Source organism: Exiguobacterium sibiricum 7-3, assembly GCF_000620865.1.
Lineage (GTDB): Bacteria > Bacillota > Bacilli > Exiguobacteriales > Exiguobacteriaceae > Exiguobacterium_A > Exiguobacterium_A sibiricum_A.
Genome location: NZ_KK211190.1, coordinates 131,837 through 157,809, shown reverse-complemented (window position 1 = coordinate 157,809; position 25,973 = coordinate 131,837). Strand labels below are relative to the sequence as shown.

The window sequence follows — 25,973 nt, the reverse complement described above, 5'->3', positions numbered from 1 at the left end:
TGAGGAGCTAACGAGATGGATAGTCTTTTTATCATCACCGCCATAATCGTCATTCTCGCACTTAGCTTCGACTTCATTAATGGTTTCCACGATACAGCGAACTCGATTGCGACTTCGGTGTCGACTCGTGCTTTGAAACCACGTCACGCTATCATTCTTGCCGCGACGATGAATTTTTTAGGTGCAATCACGTTTACTGGCGTCGCTAAAACAATTTCCAGTGATATCGTCGATCCTTCGACGCTTGAGCACGGAAGTTATGTCGTCATTGCTGCTTTACTTTCTGCTATCGCCTGGAACCTCTTGACGTGGTATTTCGGTATTCCGTCTAGTTCTTCGCACACATTGATCGGTTCAATCGCCGGTGCGGCTATCGCATCTGTCGGCTTTGGCGGAATCGAAGCAAAAGGAATTTTAAAAATCGTTCAGGCACTGATCATTTCACCGATTCTTGCCTTCACTCTTGGATTTATCGTTTACGGCATCTTTAAAGTAGTTTTCAAAAAAGGAAACTTGGCGAAGACGAATCGTCGTTTCCGTCATATGCAAATCGCAACAGCAGCTCTTCAATCGTACACACACGGAACGAATGATGCACAAAAAGCGATGGGTATCATCACGCTCGCCCTTATTTCATCCGGTTTCCAAACCGATCACGAAGTCGCACTTTGGGTTAAACTATCGTGTGCGGTCGCAATGGGTCTCGGAACATCCGTCGGTGGATGGCGGATCATCAAGACGGTTGGTGGACAGATTATGAAAATCCGTCCGGTCAACGGGGTTGCGGCTGACTTGACGTCTGCTGCCATCATCTTTGGTGCGACAGCGATTCACTTACCGGTTTCAACGACACACGTTATTTCTTCTGCCATTCTCGGTGTAGGTACATCACACCGAAAAAAAGGTGTTAAATGGGGAACAGCACAACGGATGTTGATTACATGGGTCATCACATTGCCGATTTCAATGGCAGTGGCGGCGCTCATCTACTACATTTTAGATTTCCTTTTCATTAAATGATTTCATTCCCCATCTAGTCGGCTAGGTGGGGTTTTTCTCTCTCAATTAAGCCCCTGCAGTTGTCGCTTGGACTAGAATTCGCTATGATTGATGGCAAGAAGATATGCTTATTTTATTTAGGAGGAATTCCACATGACAAAACGTAAAGCTTTAACGATTGCCGGTTCTGACACGAGTGGCGGCGCTGGTATTCAAGCTGATTTAAAAACGTTCCAGGAACTTGAAGTCTATGGAATGAACGCATTGACGGTCATCGTCGCTCAAGATCCCGATCATTCTTGGCACCATGCGGTTTACCCGATCGATGCCGAACTCGTCCGGACACAAATCCATACGGTCCTTGGAGGAATTGGTGTAGATGCGATGAAGACGGGTATGCTCCCGACTGTCGAAATCATTGAAGTCGTTGCTGAAAAAATCAAGTCATCTGGCGTCAAAAATGTCGTCATCGATCCCGTCATGGTTTGTAAAGGTGAAGATGAAGTTCTGAATCCCGATACAGCGAACGCTTTACGCGATGTCCTGACACCGCTCGCAACGGTCGTGACCCCTAATGTCTTTGAAGCAGGTCAATTGTCCGGTCTTGGAAAAACACCTTCGACAATCGATGAAATGAAGCTGGCAGCTGCACGGATTCATGAAAAAGGTGCTCAATACGTTCTTGTTAAAGGTGGCAGCAAGATTGACCACCCACGAGCAGTTGACGTGCTTTATGACGGAAAAGAGTTTATCCTAATTGAGGACGAGCGTATTGAGACACCGTATACGCACGGAGCAGGATGCACCTACTCTGCTGCAATCACGGCTGAACTCGCAAAAGGAGCTTCCGTGGAGCAAGCGGTCCGTACAGCGAAATCGTTTATCACTTCGGCGATTCGTCATTCATTCCGCTTGAATGAATATGTCGGTCCGACTGACCACGCTGCTCACCGAACAGTAACGTCTTAATCGCTCAAGAAGTCCGCGCACTGACCGCGGACTTCTTTCTGTATAGGAAAGGGGATTCATCATGCAAGCACTTGATTTAACAGCTGTACAAAACTATATCGACAAGTATGCCAATACACCACTTTACGTACACGTCGAAACGACGAACGGTGCGTACGCGACACACCAGGATCCGACGTTCCACAGTGCCGGCATGTTTTTCCGCAATGCCGAGATTACGTACGAACGTGGTCTGATTACTGGAAACGGTCCGTACCGGATCGGACTGAAACTCGCCCACGGTTGGTTGTACGGTGAAGGTTTAACCGATTATGAATTTGCAGGCGATCAACTGTTGATTGCCGGACACGACATTGAAGGACGTCTTGCGATTGCCTTCGAGCTCAGTCCGACTCCATTCGCGCAAGGCGCAGAGGAGGTAGAATGATGGCTTACAACGAACAAGATCATCTACTCGTCATCTTCCCTCACCCGGATGATGAAGCGTTCAGCTCGGCTGGAACGATTATCGAACATGCAGAAAACCGCGGACCTGTCACGTATGCCTGCCTGACACTCGGTGAAATGGGACGCAACATGGGTCGTCCTGTCTTTACGAACCGCGAGGAGCTCGCAACAATCCGCAAACGTGAACTGATTGCCGCATCTGAAAAAATGAAGATTTCCGATTTACAAATGTGGGGACTTCGCGACAAAACAGTCGAATTCGAAGATGAAGCGATGCTTGCTGAACGGATTGGACAATTGATTACGAAAACGCAACCGACACGGGTGATTTCATTTTATCCGGGATATGCCGTCCATCCGGATCACGAAGCAACAGCACGTGCCGTCGTCCGGGCGCTTCGTGCGATCGACGAAAGTCAGCGTCCTGAATTTTTAGCGGTTGCCTTCGCTAACAATACACGTGACGAACTCGGTGAAGGAACGTTCATCCATGATGTCAGTGCGTATACCGATCAAAAAATTGCAGCCCTTCAAGCACATGCCTCGCAAACAGGCGGTTTGATGAAAGTCATCTCAGAAGACTCGAACATCCGTGATTTGCTCGTCAAAGAACGCTATTATCATTACCCATTATGATTTTTTCACCCTTGGACGTTCTTTCGTTCAAGGGTGCTTTTTTGTCTTGCGAAATCCTCGATTGTCAGTCGACTTTTGTGTCGCCTTCTGCTAGTGTGAATAGTTGAGACTGTGTCTCCGGAGTTCGTAACCTCCTCCGTCACAAAAACTAGGAATGGAAGTGTACACTATGAAAAATGAACGTGCTCTTGTCGTCTTCAGTGGCGGTCAAGATTCGACGACCTGCCTGTTTCAGGCACTCGCCGATTATTCAGAAGTTGAAGTCGTTACCTTCAACTATGGGCAACGTCATGCCGCAGAACTCGATGTCGCTCGCGAAATCGCATCCGAACTCGGTGTGAAACATCACGAGCTCGATCTCTCACTCCTCAGTCAATTGACGAGCAATTCCTTGACTGACCACTCACAATCAATCACGACGAATGAAGATGGGCTTCCCTCTACCTTTGTAGATGGTCGAAACCACCTGTTCCTGTCTTTCGCAGCCGTACTCGCTAAAGGACGTGGCATCCGCCATATCATTACCGGTGTATGCGAAACAGACTTTTCCGGTTATCCCGACTGTCGTGATTCCTTCATCAAGTCACTGAACGTGACGCTTAACCTCGCGATGGACTATCCATTCGTGATTCATACTCCGCTCATGTGGCTCGACAAAAAAGAGACATGGGCATTAGCTGATTCACTCGGCGCGTTTGAGTTTGTCCGCGAACGGACATTGACGTGTTACAACGGAATCATCGGAGACGGCTGCGGCGATTGCCCGGCTTGCGAATTACGGAAAAAAGGCTTAGATGCCTACATCGAGGAGGTCCAACACACATGAAATTCAACTATGAAGCACCCGAAACCGTCGAGCGCCCGACCGGCGACTCGCTTATTTATACAAAATCACGTGTCATGATTGTTAAAAAACTGACATTTGATGCAGCCCATCACCTGTATGACTATGACGGCAAGTGTCGCGCCCTCCACGGTCATACGTATCACGTCGATCTCGGCATCAGCGGATTCCTTGACCACCGCGGGATGACACTCGACTTTGGTGATTTGAAGAAAATTTTCAAAGAGCACCTCGAACCATTGCTCGATCACCGTTACTTGAATGAGTCTCTTCCTTACATGAATACGACCGCTGAAAACATGTCAGCGTGGATTTTTGAAACACTCGGTAAACACCTGCCCGATGAACGCGGTCTCCGTGTAGAGTTCGTCAAACTGTACGAAACTCCGACTGCTTTTGCAGAAGTCCGCCGGGAATGGATGCTTGAATCATGAGTCAATTGAAGAAAACACCGAAGATTCCTGTTCTTGAAATCTTTGGTCCGACCTTCCAAGGTGAAGGACGTTCGATCGGTCAAAAAACGATGTTCGTCCGGACTGGTGGCTGTGACTATTCCTGTGCCTGGTGTGACTCGGCCTTTACTTGGGACGGATCGGAAAAACCGGATTTACTGACAGCAGAAGAAATCCTGACGCAACTTGATGCCCTCGGTTCATATGGTCATGTCACGATTTCCGGCGGTAACCCGTTGTTACATGCGTCGATTGGAACGCTCGTCGACGCCTTGAAGAGCCGTGGCATCACGATGTCGGTCGAAACACAAGGTTCTTACTGGCAAAACTGGGTGCTCGATATCGAAGACGTCACGATCAGTCCGAAACCACCGTCGAGTGGGATGACGGTTGATTATGACCGGCTTGATGTCTTTTTCAAACGGTTGCCTGAACAGCAACGGGCCGTTAAAATCGTCATTTTTGACGAGGCAGATCTTGACTTTGCTGCTGCCATTTCAGAACGTTACGCCTTAAAAACCTTATATCTATCACTCGGTAATCCTGATCCTGCGGAAGAAGGTACGATTGCACCGCGGATGTTATCCGACTTAAAAACTTTATGGGAACGCGTTGCAACTGACGAACGATTTAATCATGCACGGGTTCTTCCACAACTACATGCCCTCGTTTTCGCAAACGACCGCGGCGTTTAAGGAGATTAATTATGCGTCCAGAAGATTTAAACGATTTGTCCTTACTTGGTCAAAAGTCTGTCCCTTATATTTTTGAATATCAACCGGAAGTGCTTGAAGCCTTCCCGAACCGTCACCCAGAAAACGACTACTTCGTAAAGTTTAATGCACCTGAATTTACGAGCCTCTGCCCGATTACGAATCAACCGGATTTTGCGACCATTTATATTTCTTACATTCCGGATGAGAAGCTGGTCGAATCAAAATCACTAAAACTTTATCTGTTCAGCTTCCGTAATCACGGAGATTTCCATGAAAACTGCATCAATGTCATCGGAAAGGATCTCGTCAAACTGATGGAACCCCGTTACCTCGAAGTTTGGGGGAAATTCACGCCACGCGGTGGAATTTCGATTGATCCTTACTACAACTACGGTAAACCGGATACGAAATATGAACAGATGGCCGAACACCGTCTCTTTAATCATGATTTATATCCTGAAACGATCGACAATCGCTAAGACTCGAAAAATCCTCCATTGCCTTAGGCAGTGGAGGATTTTTAACGCGATCAACTCGACGGTAAATCAATGATTTTTGCCCCTTCTTCGTGAAGCCGGATGATTTGAGCAGGCCAAATATGCCGCACTAAATGTTCATATGGGACGTTAAGTGCTTTTGCCAAACGTTCAATCATCGAAAATGAAGGGTGTGCGATACTCTGCTCAATCCGTTCCATCATTTCGGGTGTCGTCTCTGTCAGTTCAGCCAATTGCTCCTGATTGATTTCTTGCCGTTCACGTAATGTACGAATCCGCTCTCCATAATTTTCGAGAGGACTTATCGTTTCACTCATGATGTAATCTCCTTTTCTAAGCACATGACTTTCTACCTTTAATCCTGTTAATTTATTCCCGAATTTCACTTTTCAACACTTCTTCTCTTCATACTATTTACTAACTAAAATATAATTTCAAAAAAATCATAAAAAAGAACTAGCTTTTTAAAAAGTTATCGCTTACAATTTTAAGTGCAAGCGGTTGCATTAATCGCTTACATTTTTTGCACTAATTACACAGATAACAGATACATAGAGGAGTGAGACCACATGAAAAACAAAATTTCATTTGATTTCTGGCAAAAGCTAGGAAAAGCGTTAATGGTAGTCATCGCAGTCATGCCAGCTGCCGGAATCATGATCTCGATCGGGAAGTTGATCGGAATGTACGGCGGCGACATCGTGTTTATGCAAACGGTTGCAAGAATCGTTGAAGATTTAGGTTGGGCCATTATTACTAACCTCCATGTCTTGTTCGCTGTTGCGATCGGTGGATCGTGGGCAAAAGAACGGGCCGGCGGAGCATTTGCAGCCTTACTTGCATTTATTTTAGTCAACCGTGTTACCGGTGCCATCTTTGGTGTCAATTCGACGATGCTTGCTGATCCAAAAGCAACCGTCACATCTTTACTTGGTTCTGATTTAATCGTGAAAGATTATTTCACTTCTGTCCTTGGTGCTCCGGCGCTCAACATGGGCGTATTCGTCGGAATCATTTCCGGTTTCCTTGGAGCCGTACTCTTCAACAAATTTTATAACTTCAGCAAGTTGCCTGATGCACTTGCGTTCTTTAACGGTAAACGGTTTGTACCATTCGTCGTCATCGGTGGATCCGTTGTTGCCGCGTTCGTTTTATCACTCGTTTGGCCGTTCGTTCAAGGATTGCTGAATGACTTCGGACGCTGGATCGCGACGTCACGCGATACGGCACCAATCCTTGCTCCATTTGTTTACGGAACACTGGAACGTCTGCTCTTACCGTTTGGTCTTCACCACATGTTGACTGTTCCGATGAACTATACGGAACTCGGTGGAACGTATAAAATCTTAACGGGTGCGGCGCAAGGTTCAACTGTCGCAGGTCAAGATCCATTATGGCTCGCTTGGATTACCGATCTCGTCAACTTAAAACAAGCAGGTAACACACAAGGGTACAACGATTTAATCAACAGCGTCGTCCCGGCACGTTTCAAAGAAGGACAAGTCGTCACTTCCCTGGCTTCTTTAATCGGTGTCGCTGTTGCCATGTACATGTCGGTTGATGAAGACAAAAAGAAAGCGTATAAACCGGTCTTCTTATCTGCTGGTCTCGCTGTTTTCTTAACGGGTGTTACAGAGCCGATCGAATTCATGTTCATGTTCATCGCGCCTGTCCTTTACGTCGTCTACGCTGTCTTAACAGGTGTTGCCTTTGCGCTAGCTGACATCATGCATCTCCGGATCCATGCGTTCGGAGCCATTGAATTGCTGACACGGATTCCGCTGATTGCAAAAGCGGGACTGATCGGTGACTTAATCCGCTTCATCGGTGTATGTGTCTTCTTCTTCTTCTTGAACTTCTTTACATTCCGTTTTGTTATTAAAAAGTTCAATTATGCCACACCGGGCCGTAACGGAAACTACTTGGATGATGTCGTCGTTTCAGACAATGCTCAAGCTACGAACGAAGCGGCTGCAACAACCGATCAATCACAAGCATCAAAAATCATCGGGTTACTTGGTGGTCAAGCGAACATCGAAGAAGTCGATGCCTGCATGACGCGTTTACGCGTCACGGTTAAAGATCCAAGTCTTGTCGCACCGGAATCTGATTGGAAATCCAATGGTGCACTTGGATTAATCCTAAAAAATAATGGCGTGCAAGCCATTTACGGTCCTAAAGCGGATGTTCTGAAATCGGATATCCAGGATCGAATCGGCGCATAAACCAAGTGGATTAGGGTAAATAAGAAAAGGTGAAGCTCATCATGAGTTTCACCTTTCTTTATTGAAAATCAGGAGGAACAGCAGATGCGACTACTTACGTTAAATTGCCACTCATGGCAGGAAGAACAACAACTTGATAAATTAAATCAAATCGTCACGCACATCATCCAGCAGGATTATGATGTGATCGCTTTACAGGAAGTGAGTCAGCTGATGGATACACCAATCCTCTATGACAATATCCGTGAAGATAATTTTGTCTACTTGATTCAACAAGCATTGCGTAAACAAGGTCTCGACTATTCGTTCGTCTGGGATTTTTCGCATATCGGGTATGATGCCTACGAAGAAGGTCTTGCTCTCTTGACCAAACATCCGATCATCAAATCTGATTCCTATTACATCAGCCGGAGTCAGGATACGATGGACTGGAAATCCCGGAAAATCGTCCGGGCGACGATTGATGTCAATGGAACACACATCACGTTCAACTCCTGTCATCTCGGATGGTGGGAAGATGCGGAGGAACCGTTCAGTGAACAATTTAATCACTTGATTGCACGGATGGATCCACTCGAATGGACACTGTTCCTCGGCGACTTCAACAATGATGCTTTAGAACGCGGAACGGGTTATGACTACATGGTGCAACGCGGACTTCACGACGTCTTTTTGTTGGCACAGGAAACCGTCGGTGTCGAGACGGTCGAAGGAAAAATTGATGGTTGGGAAGAAAATCAACACGGCTTGCGTCTCGACCTTGTCTTATCGAACCGAAAAATTGATGTCGATCGTGTTGGTGTCGTGTTTGACGGTGTCTTGGCACCGGTCGTCTCCGATCACTTTGGCGTCGAGGTTGATATTTCCATTCAAAAAGAACCGATTTAACTGTTGACAACGCTTTCTTTTCTCATTATGATGAGGGCAACAAGTAAATAGTGCGGATTGTGACAGTACGGCTGGCAAGACCGATTCAACACCTCGTTCGTGAAGGTGTTGTTCGGTCTTGCCTTTTTTTGTGGCCTGTTGCCATCGCACGCCTTTCCTAAAAGGAGGAAATCAACATGGATTACAAGCAAACTGCAGCACGTGTCCTTGAACTGGTTGGTGGTCGAGAAAACATCATCACAGCCGCCCATTGTGCGACGCGCCTGCGTCTCGTTTTACACGATGAATCCAAAGTCGATCAAGCGGCACTCGAAGATTTGGATGGTGTCAGCGGTGCCTTCTCAAGTTCTGGTCAGTACCAAATTATCTTCGGAACGGGAACGGTTAATAAAGTTTTTGCTGAATTCGCACCACTCGCTGGTGTGAAGCTCGACGGAGAAGAACCGCTCGATGTCAAAAAAGCAGCTTCTCAAAAACTGAATCCCTTTGCCCGTCTCGCACGTTCCCTGTCCAACGTGTTCGTACCACTGATTCCGGCCATCGTTGCTGCCGGTCTGTTAATGGGACTGCTCGGAATGATCAAGGCATTCGGCTGGGTCAGCGGCGATTCACCCATCGTCCAGTTGCTCGATATGTTCTCGTCCTCTGCCTTCATCATCTTACCGATCTTGATCGGTTTCTCAGCAGCACGCGAGTTCGGCGCCAATCCGTACCTCGGTGCCGTCATCGGTGGAATCATGACCCATCCGTCATTGTTAAATCCGTGGACACTCGGAAACAGTGAACCGGAAGTGATGCATTTCCTTGGGATGAACATTGAATTGATCGGCTATCAAGGAACGGTCTTCCCGGTCCTCCTGACGGTTTGGGTCATGGCTAAAATCGAACAACAAGTCCGCAAACGGACACCGGAAACACTGGATCTCCTCGTCACACCGTTCGTGACGATTCTCGTGACTGGATTCCTCGCGCTGATCGTCATCGGTCCGATCGGAACGTTGCTCGGTAAAGGAATCTCATTTGTCCTCGTCTTCTTCTATGAGCAATTCTCGGTCGTCGCCGGTCTCCTGTTCGGCGGTCTGTACTCGACAATCGTCATTACGGGGATGCACCACAGTTTCCATGCAATCGAAGCAGGACTCCTTGCCGATAAGAGTATCGGTAAAAACTTCTTACTCCCGATCTGGTCGATGGCGAACGTCGCCCAGGGCGGAGCAGGTCTTGCCGTTTACTTCATGACGAAAAACGTTAAACTCAAAGCACTCGCTCTCCCATCTGCCTTCTCTGCTTTCCTCGGAATTACGGAACCGGTCATCTACGGGGTGAATCTTCGACTCGGTAAACCATTTATCGGAGGAGCGATTGGCGGCGCGATCGGCGGCGGATACGTCGTCTTGACACAAGTCGCAGCGAACGCTTACGGATTGACGGGAATTCCGATGATTGCCATCGTTGCGCCGCTCGGTGCTTCCAACTTGATCAACTATCTTGTTGGTTTTGCGATTGCTGTCGCAACGGCTTTTGTCGCAACGGTCGTCTTGATGCGTCTCGATGCACGAAAACAAAAGCAGACGGACTTGGCTGCTTAATTAAAAGATGCGACCCCTTGAGAATCCTCTTCGGGTCGCATTTGTCAGTTTTCCTAGATCGACGATAACCCGTATAATGTAAGTAGAAAGGAGGTAGTCAGACTGATTATTCATAAAGTACTCAACAACAACGCCATCGTCACAAAAGAACAAGGTCAGGAACGGATCATTATGGGACCGGGCATTGCTTTTGGTAAGAAAAAGAAGGATCCCGTTGATCCGACGAAAATCGAAAAAATGTTTATCCCGTCTTTTGAGAATGCCGAACAGTTCAAGGAAATCCTGACGACGACTCCACTCGATATCATCGATTTATCGGAGCAGATCATTTCTTATGCAGAAGGCGAACTGAAAACACCTTTTCATGACTACATTCATGTCAGTCTGACCGATCACCTCGCCCACGCGGTCCGACTTGCCCGGGAACAACTGGTCGTCCACAATCGGTTGGCGGAAGAAATCCGGTTACTGTATACAGCGGAATATCAGATTGGGGAATGGGCAGTCGCCCATATCGAACAAAAGTTGACCGTTTCATTACCGAAAGAAGAAGCTGCGAACATCGCCCTTCACCTGTACAATGCACGGCAACGGCATCCCAACATGGCAACAGCCCTGCAGACGGCTACGTTACTAAATGAGTTGCGTGAACAAATTGAAGTCTTTTTTGGTCAGACGATTGAAACAACATCGATGACCTATTACCGGTTCTTCACCCATATGAAACTCGTCTTAGCCCGGATCGAACAAGGACAAACGTTACATGATATGGATGATGTCATCTTATCCGCCGTTCAAACCCGTTATACGGATGCCTTCCGTTGTGCGGAAAACATGGCAGACTGGCTGGAACAAGAATTACAGACAACCGTTCCTCTGTCGGAAGTCGGCTATATGGCCCTTCATGTGGAACGAATCCGCCCCGATTTCGAAAGGAGTAATTCGCATGAAAATTTATAGTCTCGGAGAAGCACTGATCGATTTAATTCCACTCGATGCCGATAATGTAACGTTCCAAAAAAATCCCGGTGGCGCACCGGCAAATGTAGCCGTCGGTCTGGCGCGTCTTGGAGCAGACAGTTATTTTTTAGGATCTGTCGGCGATGATTCAATGGGACACTTCCTTAAAGATACGTTGCATCATTATGGCGTTAAAACAGATCATATCGTTTTTGATCCAACGCATAAAACCGGTCTTGTCCTCGTCACAAACGCAGCGAATGGTGAACGGTCATTTGAGTTCATTAACAGCTATCGTGCGGATATGAGTTTTCATGAAAAAGATATTCCAGCTTCACTCGCAGACGCGGACCTCTTGCACATCGGATCGATCTCATTAATTTCCGGAGATGCGGTCGAAGCGACCCGACGGGCGATTGAAGTTGCGAAAGCGCATGACGTACCCATCTCTTACGACCCGAATTTACGCGAGTCGTTGTGGTCTGATTTAGATGCCGCTCGTTCAACGATTCGTTCCGTCTTACCGGATGCTCAAATCGTGAAACTGGCGGAGGAAGAACTGACCTTTTTAACAGGACAGACGAATCTGGATGAAGGAGCTGCCGAGCTGCTCGCAGAATATCCGATTCGTTTGCTGGCTGTAACACGTGGGGCAGAAGGTTCTCTCATTTATACCGACCGCTCGATGGCAGAGATTCAAGCGATTTCTGTTGATGCGATTGATACGACGGGAGCAGGTGACGCCTTCATGTCCGGTCTTCTGCATCAATGTGCCATCCGCTCGTTTTCGTTCGACTGGGATGAAGAAGAATTACAGGACATCGGTCGATTTGCTGCGATTTCCGGAGGGTTAGCCGCCTCGGTTAAAGGCGCGATGGTCGCCTTACCGACGCTTGACGAGGTCTCTCGAAGATTAACGTAACCGTGACGGAAACACGATATTTCAAGCAACATCAAACCCGCTCCCCTGTCCGGTCTGACAGAAGAGCGGGTCTTTTTTTACTGTGCCGATACGAATTCCTGGATCACCTTCAACGTTTCATCCTGTTGTTCTTTTGGTATCAATGGACTTTCGTTGTCGCCTTTTTGTTTTCCATACATTCCGAAGTTTGCATGATTTCCATCTTTGATCAAATGAAATACCGCATCGGAACGGACATCCTGTTTGCTGTCCTCAATATCCTCGACTGGTAAAACGCCGTCCCGTCCACCGTAGACGGTTAGCGACGGGATGGCGATTGCATCGATTGGATATGAGGCTAAGAAAATCATACCTTTGATTTTTGGACTGTCTTCCAAAATTGTTGAAGCTGCACTTCCGCCTAACGAGTGACCAATTAAATACCACTGCTTGATTTTTGGATGCTCTTCGATGATCGATAATCCCTTTTTAGAGTCAAGCAGCGCAATATTAAACGGCAGTTTCGGCAAGGCGACGTAATATCCTTCTTTCGCTAATTGATGACCGAGATAACTGTAGGCGCCCGGATTCACTTTTGCCCCTTGATAAAAAATGAAGCCTGTGTCACTCGTGTCGTCTCCGAATTGATAACCTTGTCCGACCGGTTCACCGAGATACTGTTTTGCTTCCTTTGTTGGATTGTAATCGAATTGAGCCCAAATCATGAATGCTGCAACTAAGATACCCACTAGAATCAGCAAACTGACACTTATTCGTTTTAACCATCTTTTCATGTTCATCCCTCCTCTTTTATGATACCCAATGTAGTGTGCAAAATCACATATGAAAGCATTGTTTTGAATTTTCAGTTAATGTAAGCGTATCTATCTCTTTTTCAATATTTGGTTTAAGATTAAAAAAGCATCCGTTATTCGAAAGGGGAATCATTTGTTTTGCCACGTACTGTTGTCTCCACGATTCAGTGGTTTTTGTTTATTATTTGTACTAACATTGCCCCGCCACTCGCGATTGCCGCCTCATTTGAACTATCAAGTGCAGATACCCTCGCCTTTTTATCCCGTTGTTTATTCGTTTTTGCGATTTTAAGTCTTATTCAAGTGTTATTCGGTCACCGTCTCCCAATCATGGAAGGTCCTGCCGGTATTTGGTGGGGCGTGTTCGCGCTTTACTCTTCTATCGGGATCACCTTGTACGGCAGTTACTCCAACACGTTACAGTCGCTTGGTTTTCTTCTCATCTTAAGTGGGATCATCTGTATCATTCTTACCCTGACCGGGGTACTACGCCGACTCGTGCCCCTGTTCACACCACAAGTCATCGGTGTTTATATGTTGCTGTTATCGGCTCAGTTATCCGGTTCGGTCATGAAAGGTTTGCTCAATATCGAAGATGGAAAGATTCAGGTGCTCCCTGCCGTTATTTCTGTCTTGACCGTCATCATCTCACTTTATTTAGAACGTAGCGATCGGTTGCGTCAGTATGCGTTATTGATCACGTTGCTCATCGGTTGGAGCATGTTTGCTTTGATTGGTCGTGCCGAAATGCCGACATTCGACGGTCCATTCTTCACCTTCCCTGATTTGATGCCGTTTGGCGGTATTCAGCTCGACTGGAGCCTGCTCCCGACAGCCCTGATCATCTCGTTGCTGCTGATGACAAACGTCTTGGCGAACATCAAAGTCATTGAACGTATCATCAGTGCGAAACGTGGTGAACAAGTGAAGGGACAAGTCGCGACAGCCGGCGTCACAGCCGGAATCGGTCAGATTTTCGCGGGGATGTTCGGAACGGTTGGTCCCGTTGCAATTTCTGGAACAGCCGGCTTCATCGCTTCGACGGACAATACGGACCGGAAAGCCTTTGCGATCGCTAACGTCATTTGCCTGTTCCTCAGCGTCGTCACTCCATTCGTCGGACTGATTGCCAAGATTCCGGTCGCTGTCGGATACGCGATGGTTGCTCCGATCGTTGCCGGGATGGCGATTATCGGGGTCACGGAAGCTTCCCGGGAGTTAAACCGGCAGACTGCGATGATTACGGTCGGATTGCCGGTTCTCGTCGGAATCGGTGCCCTGCTTCTTCCGAAAGGCGCCACTTCTGATTTACCTCCACTCGTCACGACATTGATGTCGAACGGTCTTGTCCTTGGAACACTCGTCGCCTTGCTTGCTGAATCACTGCGTCATATCCGAACGAATGATTAAAAAAAGACAGCTGATCTTGGAATGTATGCATCCAAGCCGGCTGTCTTTTTTCGTGGCATCTTCTTAACGAATACCCCGCATATATTTTTGAAGTTTTGGTGCGAAAGCGAACAGGATAACCCCAAGAATGATGGCAACAAGTCCTGTAATTCCGAAGTATGCCACTTCGGTATCTGCTCCATAATATTTTACGATTTGAGCATTGACGGCTTGTCCGGTCGCATTCGTCAAGAACCACAAACTCATCGTCTGTGCCGAGAAGGCAGCCGGTGCCAATTTCGTCGTTGCCGATAATCCGACCGGTGATAAGAACAACTCACCGATAACAACGAGGAAGAAGCTGAGCGCAAGCCAAAGCGGACTGACCGTCGTATCCGTTCCGAACAACAAGCCCGGTAACATCATGACGATAAATGACAATCCGGCAAATACTAAACCAAACGAAAACTTCTGCATTGTTGTTGGTTGACGATCACCGAGTTTCACCCAAAAGCTTGCAAATACAGGTGCCAAGACGATGATAAACAGTGGGTTCAGGGACTGGAAGAAGGCCGGTTCCAGACCAAAGCCGAGGAACGAAAGATTTGTCCGTTCATCTGCAAAAATCGAAAGAACATATGAACCCTGTTCTTGAATCGCCCAGAATACTGCCGCCGCAATGAAGAGCGGAATATACGCAAGCAGACGCGAACGTTCATCATCCGTAATTTTTGGACTCCGCAACATGAAGGTGAAGTAAGCAATCGGAATCAAGATTCCGAGGAACGTGACCATAAGCGTGAAGCGACTGATTGTCAATAATCCTGTCATTGATGCAATCGTTCCAAGAACTGCAAGCACGATAACGACAACGGCTGCGATCGTAAAGAATCGTTTCCGTTCATTTCCTTCAAGCGGGTTCAAGACGTATGTTCCCGCTTGTCCCAAGTTCTTTTTCTTCGTCAAGACGAAGACGATCAGACCTAAGAACATTCCGATTGCAGCGAGTGCAAAACCAGCGTGATATCCTGCTGAGTCCGACACTTTACCAACAATCAACGGGGCCAGGAAGGCACCGGCATTGATTCCCATGTAGAAGATACTGAATCCAGCGTCACGGCGGTTATCCGTTTTGCTGTACAGATCACCGACGATGTTCGAAACGTTTGGTTTCAAGAATCCTGTTCCGATGACGATCAATCCCATTGAGATAAACAATGCCGTGATTCCGGCCGGTAACGCAAGGACGATATGTCCGAGCATGATAAGCACTCCACCATAGAAAACGGTCCGGGAAGTACCGAGCAGTCGGTCAGCGACCCAACCACCGATGATACCGGACATGTAAACGAGTGAACCGTATACTGCCATGATTGATGCAGCAGTCGGCTTGTCGATTCCAAGACCACCGTTAGCAACTGAATCATACATGTAGAAGATGAGGATGGCACGCATCCCGTAGTAGGAGAATCGCTCCCAAAACTCAGTAAAGAATAACGTGAACAGTCCTTTTGGATTTCCGAAGAATCCTTTTTGCGGAACAGTCTTGTAGACCTGATCGCGATCAAACTCTGCCATATGAACGGCTCCTTTCGTCTACCTTCGATATGTGCACATTGTCCAATCTTTTTCCCGCTTTCCCCAAACGATAAGCATGAACGAACCAATTGAACGCAAATACACTGTTTTGCCTGAATTGTCTCACTTCTTTTTTTGTTTATGAGACAGCACTATATCATTCAACCGTAAATCATTTGATGAGTCAAATATTAATTTCTGGACACAAAAAAAGAGTGATACGAAAAATCCGCTCACTCATGTCTGCATCTCTTTTGATTCAACAATCGTTACTCCCGGCGGTTCATGCAACGTATGGTGAATCATCGCCTGTGCGACCTTCGCCGCTTCAATCGGTGCGTACGGGCTGCGTCGCAACAATGGACGCAACACGGTCGATACCCGGGCCGCCGCCTGTTCGCCGAATCGGAATTCATCCCGTTCGCCTAATAATAATGAAGGTCGGAAAATAAGTAAGGCATCGTAACCGAGTACACGTAATCCATTTTCCGCATCCCCTTTGACGCGGTTATAAAATGTTTTCGCGTTCGGGTGGGCGCCGAGTGCTGAAATCAGAGCAAATCGAGTGGCCCCCAGATCAAGCAATTCTCGTCCCACCTCGATTGGATATGTGTAATCTACGAGACGAAACGCTTCTTGCGATCCGGCCTGTTTAATCGTTGTCCCTAGTGCACAGTAAACATGATCCACTTCCGGTAATTCGATTTCCGTCACATGATCAAAATCAATCACCCATTCTTCGAGTTTTTGATGAAATCGATTCATCGGACGACGTACGAGAACATGTACTTCTTGATACTCATCATGCGCCAATAGTTGATCGACCAGTTCTTGCCCCACTAAACCGGTTGCTCCTAAAATAGCTGCTTTCATCATCCATCCTCCTCTTGATTTTCACGTTGTCCGATCGGTAAGAAATAAGATCGATTCCCCGTGATCCGTTCACCTGCCCGCACCCCGACAGCACTTGGTCGCCCGCCAAGAACAAACACACCAAACATATATGCGACTTCTGTTTCATTTTCTAATGACCACATCGGTAATTCCTGATAACGTTGATACACGGCCGACTGATTGCTGAATGAACGTTGTTCGTTGCTGAACAGGACATTCCCGTCCCCTTGATGGACAGTGACCGTATCCCCTTCTCGTCCAAAGATCGGTTTTTCGACGAAAGCTTGATTCTGACGTAAAAACGGCTCCGGACTCAAATAGGTCGGCAAGAAGTACTGAGCAATGACCTCATGATCGTGCTCGGTCAAATAAGGATGGTCTGTTTCATGTAAAAGCCAAATCAATGCCAAGACCGACTTTGCCTGCATCAGGAAGGCGGACGGTGGATTGATGATTTCAAGCAACCCCATCTCGACGAGCTGAAGCAACAAGCGTCCCAGTTCTTTTCCGTCTTCATCGCGATCGAGTAATGCCATCTCAATCGGAAACGTCTGCCGGTACAGTATGTCGATTCGCCGTCCCTGTTGGTCATACAATCCATCTTCTGCCCGTATCTCCAGTTCGTCAAGAGGACAGTATGTAGCACCGGCAACAAATTGTTGCAGATACTCTGTCGTCCACCGGTCTTCGATGTTGTCTCCATGTGAAGTGAAGACGACGTGCGGCTGATCGTGACGAATCCGATGACTTGCCGCCTTCACCGCACGATCCACGCTGTCCGCCAACTGTTTCGCTTGTCCGTCATTGAGTGGCCCAAAACCCACTTTTCGCGCAATCCGGTCGTTGACTTCAAACGATTCCTTAATAAACGTCGGCGTATCCGCGTTCCATTCCATGACCGATATCCGTTTGTCTGTGACAATGAAATCAAAGCGGCTGATAACTGATAAAGGACGCATCGTCTGTAACCGTAAAAACGGTAAAGCTGCCTTCGGAAAACCGAGTTCAATCAATCCGTCGTCATCCATCGTCCAAAGAATCGGAATCACTTTTTCAAAGATGGTATACGCTTCTCGTGCCGCTGTCCGCAATTCTTGAATGGTCTCTTTCGAAACGGGCATTACTTCCGCCAAGGCGTAAATTTCGCCATCCAGTACATCCCAAAAAGCGTCGATGTCCCCGTACAATTCCTGTCGCGTCCTCATCCGCCGAAGAAGCCGGACGATGATCCCGTCCCGAATCCTTTTGTCTTGCTATTATAACTTTTGACATCCTTTGATCGGGGTGTATATCCTTTCGTTCGCATTGCACTATGCATCAAGGCGCGCGAAGCAAAGTAACTTCCTCCCCAGTAAAAGAACCCGGAGTGCGTCGAGCTTGAATCATCACAATACCAAACACCCTCATCATTATCATATTCATAATCATCACAATCCGGATCATCCGGACGTTCCGCCTTTGCATTGTCCGATCCACATCCGCTGAGCGTCGTTCCGATCAACAACGTAGCTGCAAGTGTCGCCTGCTTCATCCAACTCACATCGCATACCCCTTTCATCACAATTTGTTATTCTAAGTATACGCTTTTTCCACCAAAAAAGTTTCTAAGTCGTTCCGGAACTTTTTTTGTTAAGGCCAGTAGAATAACGAAGAAGACTTGAGGAGGAAATCAAATGTCACTCGCCTATTATGTCGAAGATCAAAATGAATTCAAATCCATTTATCAATACAGCCGCTTTGCCATTGAACCGGATGAAATCATTGCGCATCAACTCTGCGAATTTCATATCATCGAAGGTCACTTGTATGAGTTGCGCTCCAATGAAATGGATGGTGAATACGACCAGTTAATCGTCGATCATGTCGAAGCCTCCCCCCGTGATCCGGCGGACCGTGTTTATCCGCCGCACCAAATTCATCTCGAATTCCGACGCTTCCAGGAAAGTGCTTCACATCCGGTCATCAAGACGGTGACCGTCCCGAATCATATCCAGGCCATGCGCTTTTTGGTTAAGGATAAACTGAGCGTACCCGATCACGGCGTCTTTGAAAGAGATAGTTGTGAAGTCGATTTAGACCGAAATTGTTACGTGATTTATTTAGGTGAAGAAATCATTTAATGAAAGAATTAAGTATAGTTCGTTTTCAAGACACGTTTTTTTTGGCATACTAGAGGATAAGAACGAATTAATCGAGGTGAACACACATGAGCGAACAACCAAAAAAATTGTCTCTTCAAGAAGCAATGATTGAACAATTAAAAGCAAAAAAACAGTCACAGACAAAACGTCCGACCGGTTTGCGCGGAACAGAAACAAAACAAATGACAAGCCAAAAAACGAAAAAAACGAACAACCAGAAAAAACGGACAGGCGTCTAATTGAATTCGTGAAATAAGGGAGTAACTATGAGTATTTTAACGGTATCAAACTTAAGCCATGGTTTTGGCGATCGTGCGATTTTCGAAGATGTCTCGTTTCGTCTGTTAAAAGGGGAACACATCGGTCTCGTCGGAGCAAACGGTGAGGGTAAATCGACGTTCATGAACATCATTACTTCACAGCTCGAACCAGACGAAGGTAAAGTCGAATGGGCGAAACATGTCCGCGTCGGCTACCTGGATCAGCATGCTGTTCTTTCCAAAGGACTCACGATTCGTGATGCCTTAAAAGGAGCGTTCCAATACTTGTTCGACATCGAACAGGAGATTAATGATTTGTATACAAAAATGGGCGAAGTCGAACCAGACGAACTCGAAAAAATGTTAGAAGAAGTCGGAGTCTTACAAGACATCTTGACGAACAATGATTTTTATACGATTGATGCGAAAGTCGAAGAAATTGCACGCGGTCTAGGTCTTGATGAGATCGGTCTCGATCGTGATGTCCAGGAACTCAGCGGCGGTCAGCGGACAAAAATCCTGCTCGCGAAACTGTTGCTTGAAAAACCAGACATCCTGTTACTCGATGAGCCGACCAACTATCTTGATGTCCAGCACATCGAATGGTTGAAACGTTACCTCAATGATTATGAAAATGCGTTCATTTTGATTTCACACGACATTCCATTCTTGAACAGTGTCATCAACTTGATTTACCATATGGAAAACCAAGGACTCAATCGTTACGTCGGTGATTACGACAATTTCTTGACTGTCCATGAGGCGAAGAAGAAGCAACATGAGTCAGCCTTTAAACGTCAACAGCAGGAAATTTCCGAGCTGAAAGACTTCGTCGCCCGAAATAAGGCCCGTGTCTCGACACGTAACATGGCGATGTCCCGTCAGAAGAAACTCGATAAGATGGATGTCATCGAACTCGCGCAGGAACGTCCGAAACCTGAGTTTCATTTCCAGACAGCCCGGACACCAAGTAAGTTGATGTTTGAAGCGAAAGGACTTGTCATCGGATACGATGAGCCACTTTCCCGTCCGCTTGACTTGATGATTGAGCGCGGTCAAAAAATCGCCTTACACGGGGCAAATGGTATCGGGAAGTCGACGTTACTCAAAAGTCTGCTTGGTGAGATTCCTTCGGTTTCCGGTACAGTCGAACGCGGGGAAAATCTTCACATCGGCTACTTCGAACAGGAAATTAAAGAAAAAAATTCGAACACGTGTATTGAAGAGATCTGGGGTACGTTCCCTTCTCTGACACAGCAACAGGTCCGGGCGATGCTCGCGAAATGTGGTCTGATGACAAAACACATCGAATCGAAAATCGAAGTCCTCAGTGGTGGGGAAAAGGCGAAAGTCCGCCTTTGTAAATTGATGAACACGGAATCCAACATTCTGGTTCTTGATGAGCCGACCAACCACTTGGACGTCGAAGCAAAAGAAGAGCTCAAACGTGCGTTACAGGAATATAAAGGAACAGTTCTGTTGATCTCACATGAACCTGAATTTTATGAAGCCGTCGCAACGGATTTATGGAATTGTGAATCGTGGACGACAAAAGTGTTCTAAAGGTAAACACCATCTGACGGAAGGCGGAACTCGATTTTACATCGAGTCCTGCGTTCCGTCTTTTTTGTGCTTTCATTTAATTCATAGACTTAATCATTGCCTTGTTCATCGATTTGCATCAAACTAAATGGCAGATGCAACTTTTTCTGAAGGAGTGGATGTCATGGAAACCATCACTAAAAAAGCCAACTTATCATTACTCGAACTCCCGAGCGGTGGAGACGAGTCTTTATTTTGCCGTCTCTACTCTCCTGCACTCACCGCTCCTGCCCCACTCATCGTCCTGTTTCACGGATTCCCCGGGAAACAATTGAACATGGACTGGGCTGTTCAATTACAAGATCTCGGCTTCCACGTCCTTGTGACGTCTTACCGCGGAACGATTGGCAGTCCGGGAGCATTCAGTTTCCAACATGTCCTTGAAGATGCGACTGCCATCATGCAACATGTCGTTTCTCCCGCCTTTACGCAAGCACACGACATCTCAGCCGATCAAATTTCAATCGTCGGCCACAGTATGGGCGGCTTTGCCGGACTTCATGCGTTCGTCGATGTTCCGGACATTGCCCATTACATCGGCATTTCTCCATTCAACTTCGGTTTGATCGGTCAACTGGTACTCGATTATCCGGAACACGAAGAAGCGTTACAGGGTGTGTTGAGTCGTGGGGCCAAGTTCCTGTCGCATACAGACGGTGATACGTTACTCGATGAATTAAAACAACATCATGCGAAGTGGAATCTGTTGTCACTGAAAGAACAACTCGATACACGTTCAGCCCTGCTGGTCACGTCAGAACGGGATGAAACGTCCATCAAATCGCTTCATCATGACTTACTTCAGGATGCCAGTGCCTTTGAACAAATCATTGTGGACAGTGACCACAACTATATCGAAAATCGGGAAGCTGCCTTCCAGGCCTGGACAATGTGGTTAAAACAACATTAAAAAGCAAGCATCCTCATTTCACCAGTGAGGATGCTTGCTTTTTAGGTGTTGCTGTTTTTGGACGAACCTGCATCCGGTACAAAATCAGCGTGAACAGCGTTAATGTGGAACAGGCGTACCAAATGGTCGTGAAGAGTGTTCCTGTATCCGTTCCGATGAAGATTCCGTGGAGCGTCATCAAAAGCCAGGCGGGCAGGACAAGCCAGTGCGTTAATTTCCATAACGTTTTTCCGAGCGTCTCTTTCAAGAAATCTGAAGTGACTAAGACGAAACCAAACAGATAAAGACTGATCGTTCCAAAGGCGTTCCAAAGCGGCTCATACGATGCTGTTCCCGGAATCAGGATTTCAAGTAAACTCAGAGGGGCATACGTATCGACGATGATCAATGTCGCATGCAGCACAATCGCGAGTAAACCGGCCCAGCCACTGTACAGATGAATATTATGCAGACGGGCCTTTTGTTTTTTCAATGCCGGGAATGAACCGAGTAGACCGGCTAACACCGATAATGTCAAAAAGAAATGTCCGGTCAGTCCGCTCAAGCGAATCATCGTCCATGTTGAGAATAACCACTTCATCCAGTCCATATGGCTTGCCCTCCCTTCTCTTCCGCGACCATTTTTCCTGATTCATCCATCAACAGCAGCCGTCCGTTCGGAAACCACTTGAACAGTTTGTCCTGCCGTTCGGCTTCTGTCATCTGAAACGCGAGTTTCGTCATCACTTCTGCTTCATAGAGTTGTGGAGCGGACGCCGTGATTTGGACGAACCGGCTTTCAATTGGACGCCCTGTCTTGCCGCTTAACAAATGATGATTTATTTTTCCGCCGACTTTCCAGGAGCGATACATCCGGCTCGAGGTCGCGACAGCCCCTTGTCGTAACCGGACTTCTGCGATTGCAGTTTCCGTCTCGGGATCCGTGATGGCAATTTTCCAAGGCTCGTCATCAGACCAGACGATGACGTCCCCGCCCGCCTCAATCAACCCGCGTGACTGATTCTTCCGTAAACGTTGGGCAACCATCATCGCAGCCGCTCCTTTACCGATTCCGCCTAAGTCAATCGTTCCTCCCCCAATCCGGGTCACTTCGCATCCTTCGACTAAAAACGGACTGATTTCAGGCGGCAGTACCGTTTCTGATTCAACGGCCTGGCGGAAGGGAAATGATCGGTCGTACCCGTTTGCACGTTGCTGATCGAGTAAGAAGGGCGAAAAGTAATGTTCGGTCTGCTCAAAATAACGAATCGCCCGTTGCAACAAGCGGGCAAGCGGCAACGACACGGTTAACGTCTGACCGATCAACAATTGATTCAACTGACTGACTTCGCTTGAAGAACGAAACCGCGACCACTGCCGGTCGACATATTGGAAGAATTGTTCGATTTCCTGCCATTCTTTCTCTTCAATCATTTGGTTCGTGATAAAACGGATGCTATTATGCATCGAATATAATTTCCGCTCCATTTCGTCTCACCTCCTATTTCGAATGACTGGACTGCCCATCACTTCCGCCACTCGGTTGATTAAATCCAGAGGAATCGTTACTTTGCCATCCCTCATCCTCATCATCGTAATAGTGTTCACCTTCATCATCCGACTCTCCCCATTCATCATCATCACCTGTAGACGGTTGACTCGGAATCGTCGTCTCGTTTGAATAAGAATCTCCTGTATTGATCGTGTTCGCCGGCTGATCATTTGAAGCAACACTTAATTGTCCGATGGCAAGACCTAAAAAGACACTGCTGCTTAGACCAACAATCCACTTTGCAAACGGTTTTGGCTTCACATTTTTCCTCTCCTCTCGTTTCCTGTTATCTTTACTGTATCGATAAAAACTGACAACTAGCTGATGACAACTGTGGGATAATAAGAAAAAACAAAACGGGAGGAACAAAGATGCGGATTTTGATTGCAGAGGATGACAAGCGGCTTGCGAAAATGTTGCGACTCCATTTGGAACGTGCCGGCTATCAGGTCGACGTTGCCCATGACGGTCTTGAAGCCATCGAACAATGCCAGACCTTTCGTTACGATTTAGTCGTTCTCGATTGGATGATGCCTCATAAAAGCGGGATTGAAGTGGCGACTGAATTGCGCGGGGAACGCTTCGAAGGTGGGATCCTGATGTTAACAGCCCGTGATACGGAAATCGATTTGGTACACGGACTCGACAGCGGCGCCGATGATTATCTCGTGAAACCCTTTCAGGCAAACGAACTGTTAGCACGCCTCCGTGCCCTGAGCCGGCGTCAGAAAAAAGCATTTGTCTCCATCGTGTCGTATCAAGAACTCGAACTTGATATTACGACCCAAACGATTTCTTATGCCGGTCAGTTACTTGAGCTGACGCGCCGTGAATTCGAATTTCTCTCGCTGTTGCTTCGTCGTCCCGAACAGGTCATGGGACGAGAGCTGATCATTGAAGTCGTCTGGGGAATCGGCGCAGATATCACCGATAATGCCCTCGATGCACTCGTCCGGCTCGTCCGGAAAAAGCTCGATGCTGCCGGTGCACCGGCTTTGATTCAAACCGTCCGCGGATTCGGTTACCGGCTCGGAGGTCCTCATGCTTGAAACCATTCGAAAACGGTTGACGTTACTGTTCAGTGGAACGTTTTTACTGTTGTTGATTCTGATTTTAGTCGGGGTGTACTTTACGACAGCCCGGCTGCTCGATCAAACGGAGCTGAACCAATTAAAGTCGGTCTCCGACCGTGATCTGTTTGAACGGATTGAACATGGAGAAGACCGGCTAATCCGCAATCCAATCTATTTTCAAATCATGAATTCGGACGGATCGATCCGCTATAAGTCGCTTCCTGACGACTTATCGAACAAGACCATCCAACGATTCATTAAATCGGACGAGGAGACCACGAAAATCGAGCTCGAAGATCGGCATTATCTCCTTTATCAACGGGAAAATGATGAACAGGGAATGATTCTCCTGATGAAAGATATCTCCGCCACACAAGATACACTGCAACGATTGATTGCCATGTTAGCCGGTATCACGATTCTGTCGACCCTCGTCTTGATGGGACTCAGCTATGTATTAGCCGGTCGTTCAGTCGTTCCGGTCCAACAAGCTTTTGACCGGCAGCGTCGGTTTACATCAGATGCTTCCCATGAACTAAGGACTCCGCTGACGATTTTATACAGTGGAATCGAGTTACTCGAGACCGAACCGCTCAGCACGGAAGGAAAAACGATCTTAGCCGATTTGAAGGCAGAAACGGCATCGATGCAGTATTTAGTCTCTGATTTACTGTTATTGGCTCGGGAAGGTCAACCTGGATCCATGAGTCCCGTCGATTTAAGTACACTCGTCACGCAGACTTCTGAACGGTTTAAACATACGTTAGTCGATCGGGCATTGTCTTTAACCGTCACACCACATCTGTTGATCAAGGGAGACCCAAACCAATTGATCCGTCTGTTGACGATTTTTTTAGAAAATGCCGTTGCTTACAGTGATGACGATATCGAAGTTCAACTGCAGCAAACGTCAACCCATGTTCAACTGACCATTGCCGATCACGGAATCGGCATTCCATCCGAAAACCACGATAAGATATTTGAGCGGTTTTTCCGTGGTGACCATTCCCGTCATGGCACCGGAACCGGGCTCGGGCTCGCCATCGCCAAATCCATTGCCGATGCTCACGGCGCTACCATCTTTGTTGAGTCAACATCCGAAACAGGAACACAGTTCATGATTCTTTTTCCAATTTCTTGATTCCCGTCAGCTAACTGTCAGATAACCCGGGTAAAGTAGCAGTATGTTCTTATTACTTATCAAGGAGGTTATCTTATGTTAGGTGGCGTACCACTTCATCCCCTGCTCGTTCACGCACCGATCGCTCTTTTACTGTTCGCAACACTCTTATTACTGTTTAGTTTAAAATGGGTCCAGTTAAAACTATTTGTTCTCATCACGTTATTTGCCGGCCTGTTGTCCGGCGTCGCCGCTTACTTATCCGGTGACGGAGCAGAAGAATATGCAGAAACCAACCTCAGCAGTGCGACGCACGCGGCCATCTCGAATCATGAAAATTTCGCTTTGTTCAGCCTCGTCGCCTTTGGTATCGCTTTCGTTCTCCTGTTACTTGGCTACCGTTCGAACAAAAAAACGATGCTCATGTTGAGCCTGCTCGTCGCTGTCGTCGGAAGCGGTTTACTCGCTTATACCGGTCATCTCGGCGGACAGATGGTTTACGCCAAATAAAAAATCCCCTTTCCTCCAAACGATCCA

The 25,973-nt window shown here is 47.2% G+C and carries 30 protein-coding genes; 21 read left to right on the top strand and 9 right to left on the bottom strand.

All coding sequences use genetic code 11. From position 1 onward, the window contains the following. Window positions 1-15 precede the first annotated feature (15 nt). The 8 genes from P402_RS0101790 (at window position 16) to queF (ending at window position 5,542) form a co-directional block, all read left to right on the top strand. Window positions 16-1,020: an inorganic phosphate transporter gene (locus tag P402_RS0101790; RefSeq protein ID WP_026827154.1), complete on the top strand. Its 1,005-nt coding sequence runs from the start codon at window positions 16-18 to the stop codon at window positions 1,018-1,020. Between the two features lie 132 nt (window positions 1,021-1,152). Continuing rightward, the gene (locus P402_RS0101785) at window positions 1,153-1,968 is read left to right on the top strand and encodes a bifunctional hydroxymethylpyrimidine kinase/phosphomethylpyrimidine kinase (protein WP_026827153.1); all 816 of its coding nucleotides are present in this window, start codon (window positions 1,153-1,155) and stop codon (window positions 1,966-1,968) included. 61 nt (window positions 1,969-2,029) lie between these two features. Beyond that, complete coding sequence (locus P402_RS0101780) at window positions 2,030-2,395, top strand: YojF family protein (protein ID WP_026827152.1); 366 nt, start codon at window positions 2,030-2,032, stop codon at window positions 2,393-2,395. After that, a complete protein-coding gene (gene bshB2 / locus P402_RS0101775) occupies window positions 2,395-3,051 on the top strand; it encodes a bacillithiol biosynthesis deacetylase BshB2 (protein ID WP_026827151.1) in 657 nt (218 codons plus the stop codon). Before P402_RS0101780 ends, bshB2 begins: the two co-directional genes overlap by 1 nt. A 169-nt stretch (window positions 3,052-3,220) precedes the next feature. Further along, window positions 3,221-3,877, top strand: a complete 657-nt coding sequence (queC, locus tag P402_RS0101770) for a 7-cyano-7-deazaguanine synthase QueC (protein WP_026827150.1) — start codon at window positions 3,221-3,223, stop codon at window positions 3,875-3,877. Continuing rightward, window positions 3,874-4,329 carry a 6-carboxytetrahydropterin synthase QueD gene (gene queD, locus P402_RS0101765; RefSeq protein ID WP_012371768.1) on the top strand — a complete coding sequence of 152 codons (456 nt, stop codon included), beginning with the start codon at window positions 3,874-3,876 and terminating at the stop codon, window positions 4,327-4,329. Before queC ends, queD begins: the two co-directional genes overlap by 4 nt. Beyond that, window positions 4,326-5,042 carry a 7-carboxy-7-deazaguanine synthase QueE gene (queE, locus tag P402_RS0101760; protein ID WP_034769591.1) on the top strand — a complete coding sequence of 239 codons (717 nt, stop codon included), beginning with the start codon at window positions 4,326-4,328 and terminating at the stop codon, window positions 5,040-5,042. Before queD ends, queE begins: the two co-directional genes overlap by 4 nt. 11 nt (window positions 5,043-5,053) lie before the next feature. Continuing rightward, a complete protein-coding gene (gene queF, locus P402_RS0101755; RefSeq protein WP_014971619.1) occupies window positions 5,054-5,542 on the top strand; it encodes a preQ(1) synthase in 489 nt (162 codons plus the stop codon). A gap of 50 nt (window positions 5,543-5,592) precedes the next feature. On the opposite strand, the gene P402_RS0101750 is transcribed toward queF, so the two are convergent. Then, on the bottom strand, window positions 5,593-5,877 hold the full coding sequence (locus tag P402_RS0101750; protein ID WP_026827148.1) for a helix-turn-helix domain-containing protein: 285 nt from the start codon (window positions 5,875-5,877) through the stop codon (window positions 5,593-5,595). A 252-nt stretch (window positions 5,878-6,129) separates the two neighbouring features. Between P402_RS0101750 and P402_RS0101745 the strand changes: the two genes are divergently transcribed. From P402_RS0101745 to P402_RS0101725, 5 genes are all read left to right on the top strand, one after another. Further along, complete coding sequence (locus P402_RS0101745) at window positions 6,130-7,785, top strand: PTS transporter subunit IIBC (RefSeq protein ID WP_026827147.1); 1,656 nt, start codon at window positions 6,130-6,132, stop codon at window positions 7,783-7,785. An 84-nt stretch (window positions 7,786-7,869) separates the two neighbouring features. Continuing rightward, window positions 7,870-8,673 (top strand): endonuclease/exonuclease/phosphatase family protein, encoded by an 804-nt coding sequence (locus P402_RS0101740; RefSeq protein WP_026827146.1) that lies wholly within the window; start codon window positions 7,870-7,872, stop codon window positions 8,671-8,673. A 176-nt stretch (window positions 8,674-8,849) separates the two neighbouring features. Next, window positions 8,850-10,262, top strand: coding sequence for a sucrose-specific PTS transporter subunit IIBC (locus tag P402_RS0101735; protein ID WP_026827145.1), 1,413 nt, complete (start codon window positions 8,850-8,852; stop codon window positions 10,260-10,262). 57 nt (window positions 10,263-10,319) lie between these two features. After that, complete coding sequence (locus P402_RS0101730) at window positions 10,320-11,222, top strand: PRD domain-containing protein (RefSeq protein ID WP_081776594.1); 903 nt, start codon at window positions 10,320-10,322, stop codon at window positions 11,220-11,222. Further along, entirely contained in the window at window positions 11,209-12,144 is a 936-nt protein-coding gene (locus tag P402_RS0101725) for a carbohydrate kinase family protein (RefSeq protein ID WP_026827143.1), read from the top strand. The genes P402_RS0101730 and P402_RS0101725 overlap by 14 nt, the downstream gene beginning before the upstream one ends. Before the next feature lie 77 nt (window positions 12,145-12,221). Here the strand turns inward: P402_RS0101725 and P402_RS0101720 are convergent, their stop codons facing one another. Next, a complete protein-coding gene (locus P402_RS0101720) occupies window positions 12,222-12,917 on the bottom strand; it encodes an alpha/beta hydrolase (protein WP_026827142.1) in 696 nt (231 codons plus the stop codon). Window positions 12,918-13,076: 159 nt separating this feature from the next. Here P402_RS0101720 and P402_RS0101715 point away from each other — a divergent pair, with 159 nt between their 5' ends. Continuing rightward, complete coding sequence (locus P402_RS0101715) at window positions 13,077-14,348, top strand: purine/pyrimidine permease (protein ID WP_026827141.1); 1,272 nt, start codon at window positions 13,077-13,079, stop codon at window positions 14,346-14,348. 63 nt (window positions 14,349-14,411) lie between these two features. Here P402_RS0101715 and P402_RS0101710 read toward each other — a convergent pair whose 3' ends face one another. The 4 genes from P402_RS0101710 to P402_RS0101695 all read right to left on the bottom strand — a co-directional run bounded on the left by P402_RS0101710 (window position 14,412) and on the right by P402_RS0101695 (window position 18,330). Next, window positions 14,412-15,905: a peptide MFS transporter gene (locus tag P402_RS0101710; RefSeq protein WP_026827140.1), complete on the bottom strand. Its 1,494-nt coding sequence runs from the start codon at window positions 15,903-15,905 to the stop codon at window positions 14,412-14,414. 237 nt (window positions 15,906-16,142) lie between these two features. Beyond that, window positions 16,143-16,778, bottom strand: coding sequence for an NAD(P)H-binding protein (locus P402_RS0101705; protein ID WP_034769584.1), 636 nt, complete (start codon window positions 16,776-16,778; stop codon window positions 16,143-16,145). Beyond that, window positions 16,778-18,004, bottom strand: coding sequence for a glutathionylspermidine synthase family protein (locus tag P402_RS0101700; protein WP_026827138.1), 1,227 nt, complete (start codon window positions 18,002-18,004; stop codon window positions 16,778-16,780). Before P402_RS0101700 ends, P402_RS0101705 begins: the two co-directional genes overlap by 1 nt. Then, entirely contained in the window at window positions 18,001-18,330 is a 330-nt protein-coding gene (locus P402_RS0101695; RefSeq protein ID WP_026827137.1) for a hypothetical protein, read from the bottom strand. The genes P402_RS0101700 and P402_RS0101695 overlap by 4 nt, the downstream gene beginning before the upstream one ends. 142 nt (window positions 18,331-18,472) lie before the next feature. Between P402_RS0101695 and P402_RS0101690 the strand changes: the two genes are divergently transcribed. From P402_RS0101690 to P402_RS0101675, 4 genes are all read left to right on the top strand, one after another. Continuing rightward, window positions 18,473-18,919, top strand: a complete 447-nt coding sequence (locus P402_RS0101690; protein ID WP_026827136.1) for a hypothetical protein — start codon at window positions 18,473-18,475, stop codon at window positions 18,917-18,919. A gap of 86 nt (window positions 18,920-19,005) precedes the next feature. Beyond that, window positions 19,006-19,179 carry a hypothetical protein gene (locus tag P402_RS17020; protein WP_012371785.1) on the top strand — a complete coding sequence of 58 codons (174 nt, stop codon included), beginning with the start codon at window positions 19,006-19,008 and terminating at the stop codon, window positions 19,177-19,179. A gap of 27 nt (window positions 19,180-19,206) precedes the next feature. Then, entirely contained in the window at window positions 19,207-20,763 is a 1,557-nt protein-coding gene (locus P402_RS0101680) for an ABC-F family ATP-binding cassette domain-containing protein (RefSeq protein ID WP_012371786.1), read from the top strand. A gap of 163 nt (window positions 20,764-20,926) precedes the next feature. Next, entirely contained in the window at window positions 20,927-21,712 is a 786-nt protein-coding gene (locus tag P402_RS0101675) for an alpha/beta hydrolase family protein (RefSeq protein WP_026827135.1), read from the top strand. Window positions 21,713-21,725: 13 nt separating this feature from the next. Here the strand turns inward: P402_RS0101675 and P402_RS0101670 are convergent, their stop codons facing one another. The 3 genes from P402_RS0101670 to P402_RS0101660 are packed head-to-tail and all read right to left on the bottom strand — an operon-like array spanning window position 21,726 to window position 23,504. Continuing rightward, window positions 21,726-22,301, bottom strand: coding sequence for a ferric reductase-like transmembrane domain-containing protein (locus P402_RS0101670; protein WP_026827134.1), 576 nt, complete (start codon window positions 22,299-22,301; stop codon window positions 21,726-21,728). Next, window positions 22,289-23,179 (bottom strand): FAD:protein FMN transferase, encoded by an 891-nt coding sequence (locus P402_RS0101665; RefSeq protein WP_026827133.1) that lies wholly within the window; start codon window positions 23,177-23,179, stop codon window positions 22,289-22,291. Before P402_RS0101665 ends, P402_RS0101670 begins: the two co-directional genes overlap by 13 nt. A gap of 13 nt (window positions 23,180-23,192) precedes the next feature. Next, window positions 23,193-23,504: a hypothetical protein gene (locus P402_RS0101660; protein ID WP_026827132.1), complete on the bottom strand. Its 312-nt coding sequence runs from the start codon at window positions 23,502-23,504 to the stop codon at window positions 23,193-23,195. Between the two features lie 110 nt (window positions 23,505-23,614). Here P402_RS0101660 and P402_RS0101655 point away from each other — a divergent pair, with 110 nt between their 5' ends. The 3 genes from P402_RS0101655 (at window position 23,615) to P402_RS0101645 (ending at window position 25,946) form a co-directional block, all read left to right on the top strand. Continuing rightward, window positions 23,615-24,292 (top strand): response regulator transcription factor, encoded by a 678-nt coding sequence (locus tag P402_RS0101655; protein ID WP_026827131.1) that lies wholly within the window; start codon window positions 23,615-23,617, stop codon window positions 24,290-24,292. Beyond that, window positions 24,285-25,457: a sensor histidine kinase gene (locus tag P402_RS0101650; protein ID WP_026827130.1), complete on the top strand. Its 1,173-nt coding sequence runs from the start codon at window positions 24,285-24,287 to the stop codon at window positions 25,455-25,457. The genes P402_RS0101655 and P402_RS0101650 overlap by 8 nt, the downstream gene beginning before the upstream one ends. Window positions 25,458-25,532: 75 nt before the next feature. Next, a complete protein-coding gene (locus P402_RS0101645; RefSeq protein WP_026827129.1) occupies window positions 25,533-25,946 on the top strand; it encodes a DUF2231 domain-containing protein in 414 nt (137 codons plus the stop codon). Window positions 25,947-25,973: the final 27 nt, after the last annotated feature.

What these genes read in the sequence shown, in the direction of transcription:
- P402_RS0101720 (WP_026827142.1), bottom strand. Translation starts at nt 12,917, where the DNA reads ATGAAAAGATGGTTAAAACGAATAAGTGTCAGTTTGCTGATTCTAGTG.
- P402_RS0101680 (WP_012371786.1), top strand. Translation starts at nt 19,207, where the DNA reads ATGAGTATTTTAACGGTATCAAACTTAAGCCATGGTTTTGGCGATCGT.
- P402_RS0101690 (WP_026827136.1), top strand. Translation starts at nt 18,473, where the DNA reads ATGTCACTCGCCTATTATGTCGAAGATCAAAATGAATTCAAATCCATT.
- P402_RS0101705 (WP_034769584.1), bottom strand. Translation starts at nt 16,778, where the DNA reads ATGAAAGCAGCTATTTTAGGAGCAACCGGTTTAGTGGGGCAAGAACTG.
- P402_RS0101725 (WP_026827143.1), top strand. Translation starts at nt 11,209, where the DNA reads ATGAAAATTTATAGTCTCGGAGAAGCACTGATCGATTTAATTCCACTC.
- P402_RS0101710 (WP_026827140.1), bottom strand. Translation starts at nt 15,905, where the DNA reads ATGGCAGAGTTTGATCGCGATCAGGTCTACAAGACTGTTCCGCAAAAA.
- P402_RS0101745 (WP_026827147.1), top strand. Translation starts at nt 6,130, where the DNA reads ATGAAAAACAAAATTTCATTTGATTTCTGGCAAAAGCTAGGAAAAGCG.
- bshB2 (WP_026827151.1), top strand. Translation starts at nt 2,395, where the DNA reads ATGGCTTACAACGAACAAGATCATCTACTCGTCATCTTCCCTCACCCG.
- P402_RS0101785 (WP_026827153.1), top strand. Translation starts at nt 1,153, where the DNA reads ATGACAAAACGTAAAGCTTTAACGATTGCCGGTTCTGACACGAGTGGC.
- P402_RS0101750 (WP_026827148.1), bottom strand. Translation starts at nt 5,877, where the DNA reads ATGAGTGAAACGATAAGTCCTCTCGAAAATTATGGAGAGCGGATTCGT.
- P402_RS0101780 (WP_026827152.1), top strand. Translation starts at nt 2,030, where the DNA reads ATGCAAGCACTTGATTTAACAGCTGTACAAAACTATATCGACAAGTAT.
- P402_RS0101675 (WP_026827135.1), top strand. Translation starts at nt 20,927, where the DNA reads ATGGAAACCATCACTAAAAAAGCCAACTTATCATTACTCGAACTCCCG.
- queE (WP_034769591.1), top strand. Translation starts at nt 4,326, where the DNA reads ATGAGTCAATTGAAGAAAACACCGAAGATTCCTGTTCTTGAAATCTTT.
- P402_RS0101645 (WP_026827129.1), top strand. Translation starts at nt 25,533, where the DNA reads ATGTTAGGTGGCGTACCACTTCATCCCCTGCTCGTTCACGCACCGATC.
- P402_RS0101655 (WP_026827131.1), top strand. Translation starts at nt 23,615, where the DNA reads ATGCGGATTTTGATTGCAGAGGATGACAAGCGGCTTGCGAAAATGTTG.
- P402_RS0101790 (WP_026827154.1), top strand. Translation starts at nt 16, where the DNA reads ATGGATAGTCTTTTTATCATCACCGCCATAATCGTCATTCTCGCACTT.
- queF (WP_014971619.1), top strand. Translation starts at nt 5,054, where the DNA reads ATGCGTCCAGAAGATTTAAACGATTTGTCCTTACTTGGTCAAAAGTCT.
- queC (WP_026827150.1), top strand. Translation starts at nt 3,221, where the DNA reads ATGAAAAATGAACGTGCTCTTGTCGTCTTCAGTGGCGGTCAAGATTCG.
- P402_RS0101740 (WP_026827146.1), top strand. Translation starts at nt 7,870, where the DNA reads ATGCGACTACTTACGTTAAATTGCCACTCATGGCAGGAAGAACAACAA.
- P402_RS0101735 (WP_026827145.1), top strand. Translation starts at nt 8,850, where the DNA reads ATGGATTACAAGCAAACTGCAGCACGTGTCCTTGAACTGGTTGGTGGT.
- P402_RS0101695 (WP_026827137.1), bottom strand. Translation starts at nt 18,330, where the DNA reads ATGAAGCAGGCGACACTTGCAGCTACGTTGTTGATCGGAACGACGCTC.
- queD (WP_012371768.1), top strand. Translation starts at nt 3,874, where the DNA reads ATGAAATTCAACTATGAAGCACCCGAAACCGTCGAGCGCCCGACCGGC.
- P402_RS0101700 (WP_026827138.1), bottom strand. Translation starts at nt 18,004, where the DNA reads ATGAGGACGCGACAGGAATTGTACGGGGACATCGACGCTTTTTGGGAT.
- P402_RS0101650 (WP_026827130.1), top strand. Translation starts at nt 24,285, where the DNA reads ATGCTTGAAACCATTCGAAAACGGTTGACGTTACTGTTCAGTGGAACG.
- P402_RS0101670 (WP_026827134.1), bottom strand. Translation starts at nt 22,301, where the DNA reads ATGGACTGGATGAAGTGGTTATTCTCAACATGGACGATGATTCGCTTG.
- P402_RS17020 (WP_012371785.1), top strand. Translation starts at nt 19,006, where the DNA reads ATGAGCGAACAACCAAAAAAATTGTCTCTTCAAGAAGCAATGATTGAA.
- P402_RS0101665 (WP_026827133.1), bottom strand. Translation starts at nt 23,179, where the DNA reads ATGGAGCGGAAATTATATTCGATGCATAATAGCATCCGTTTTATCACG.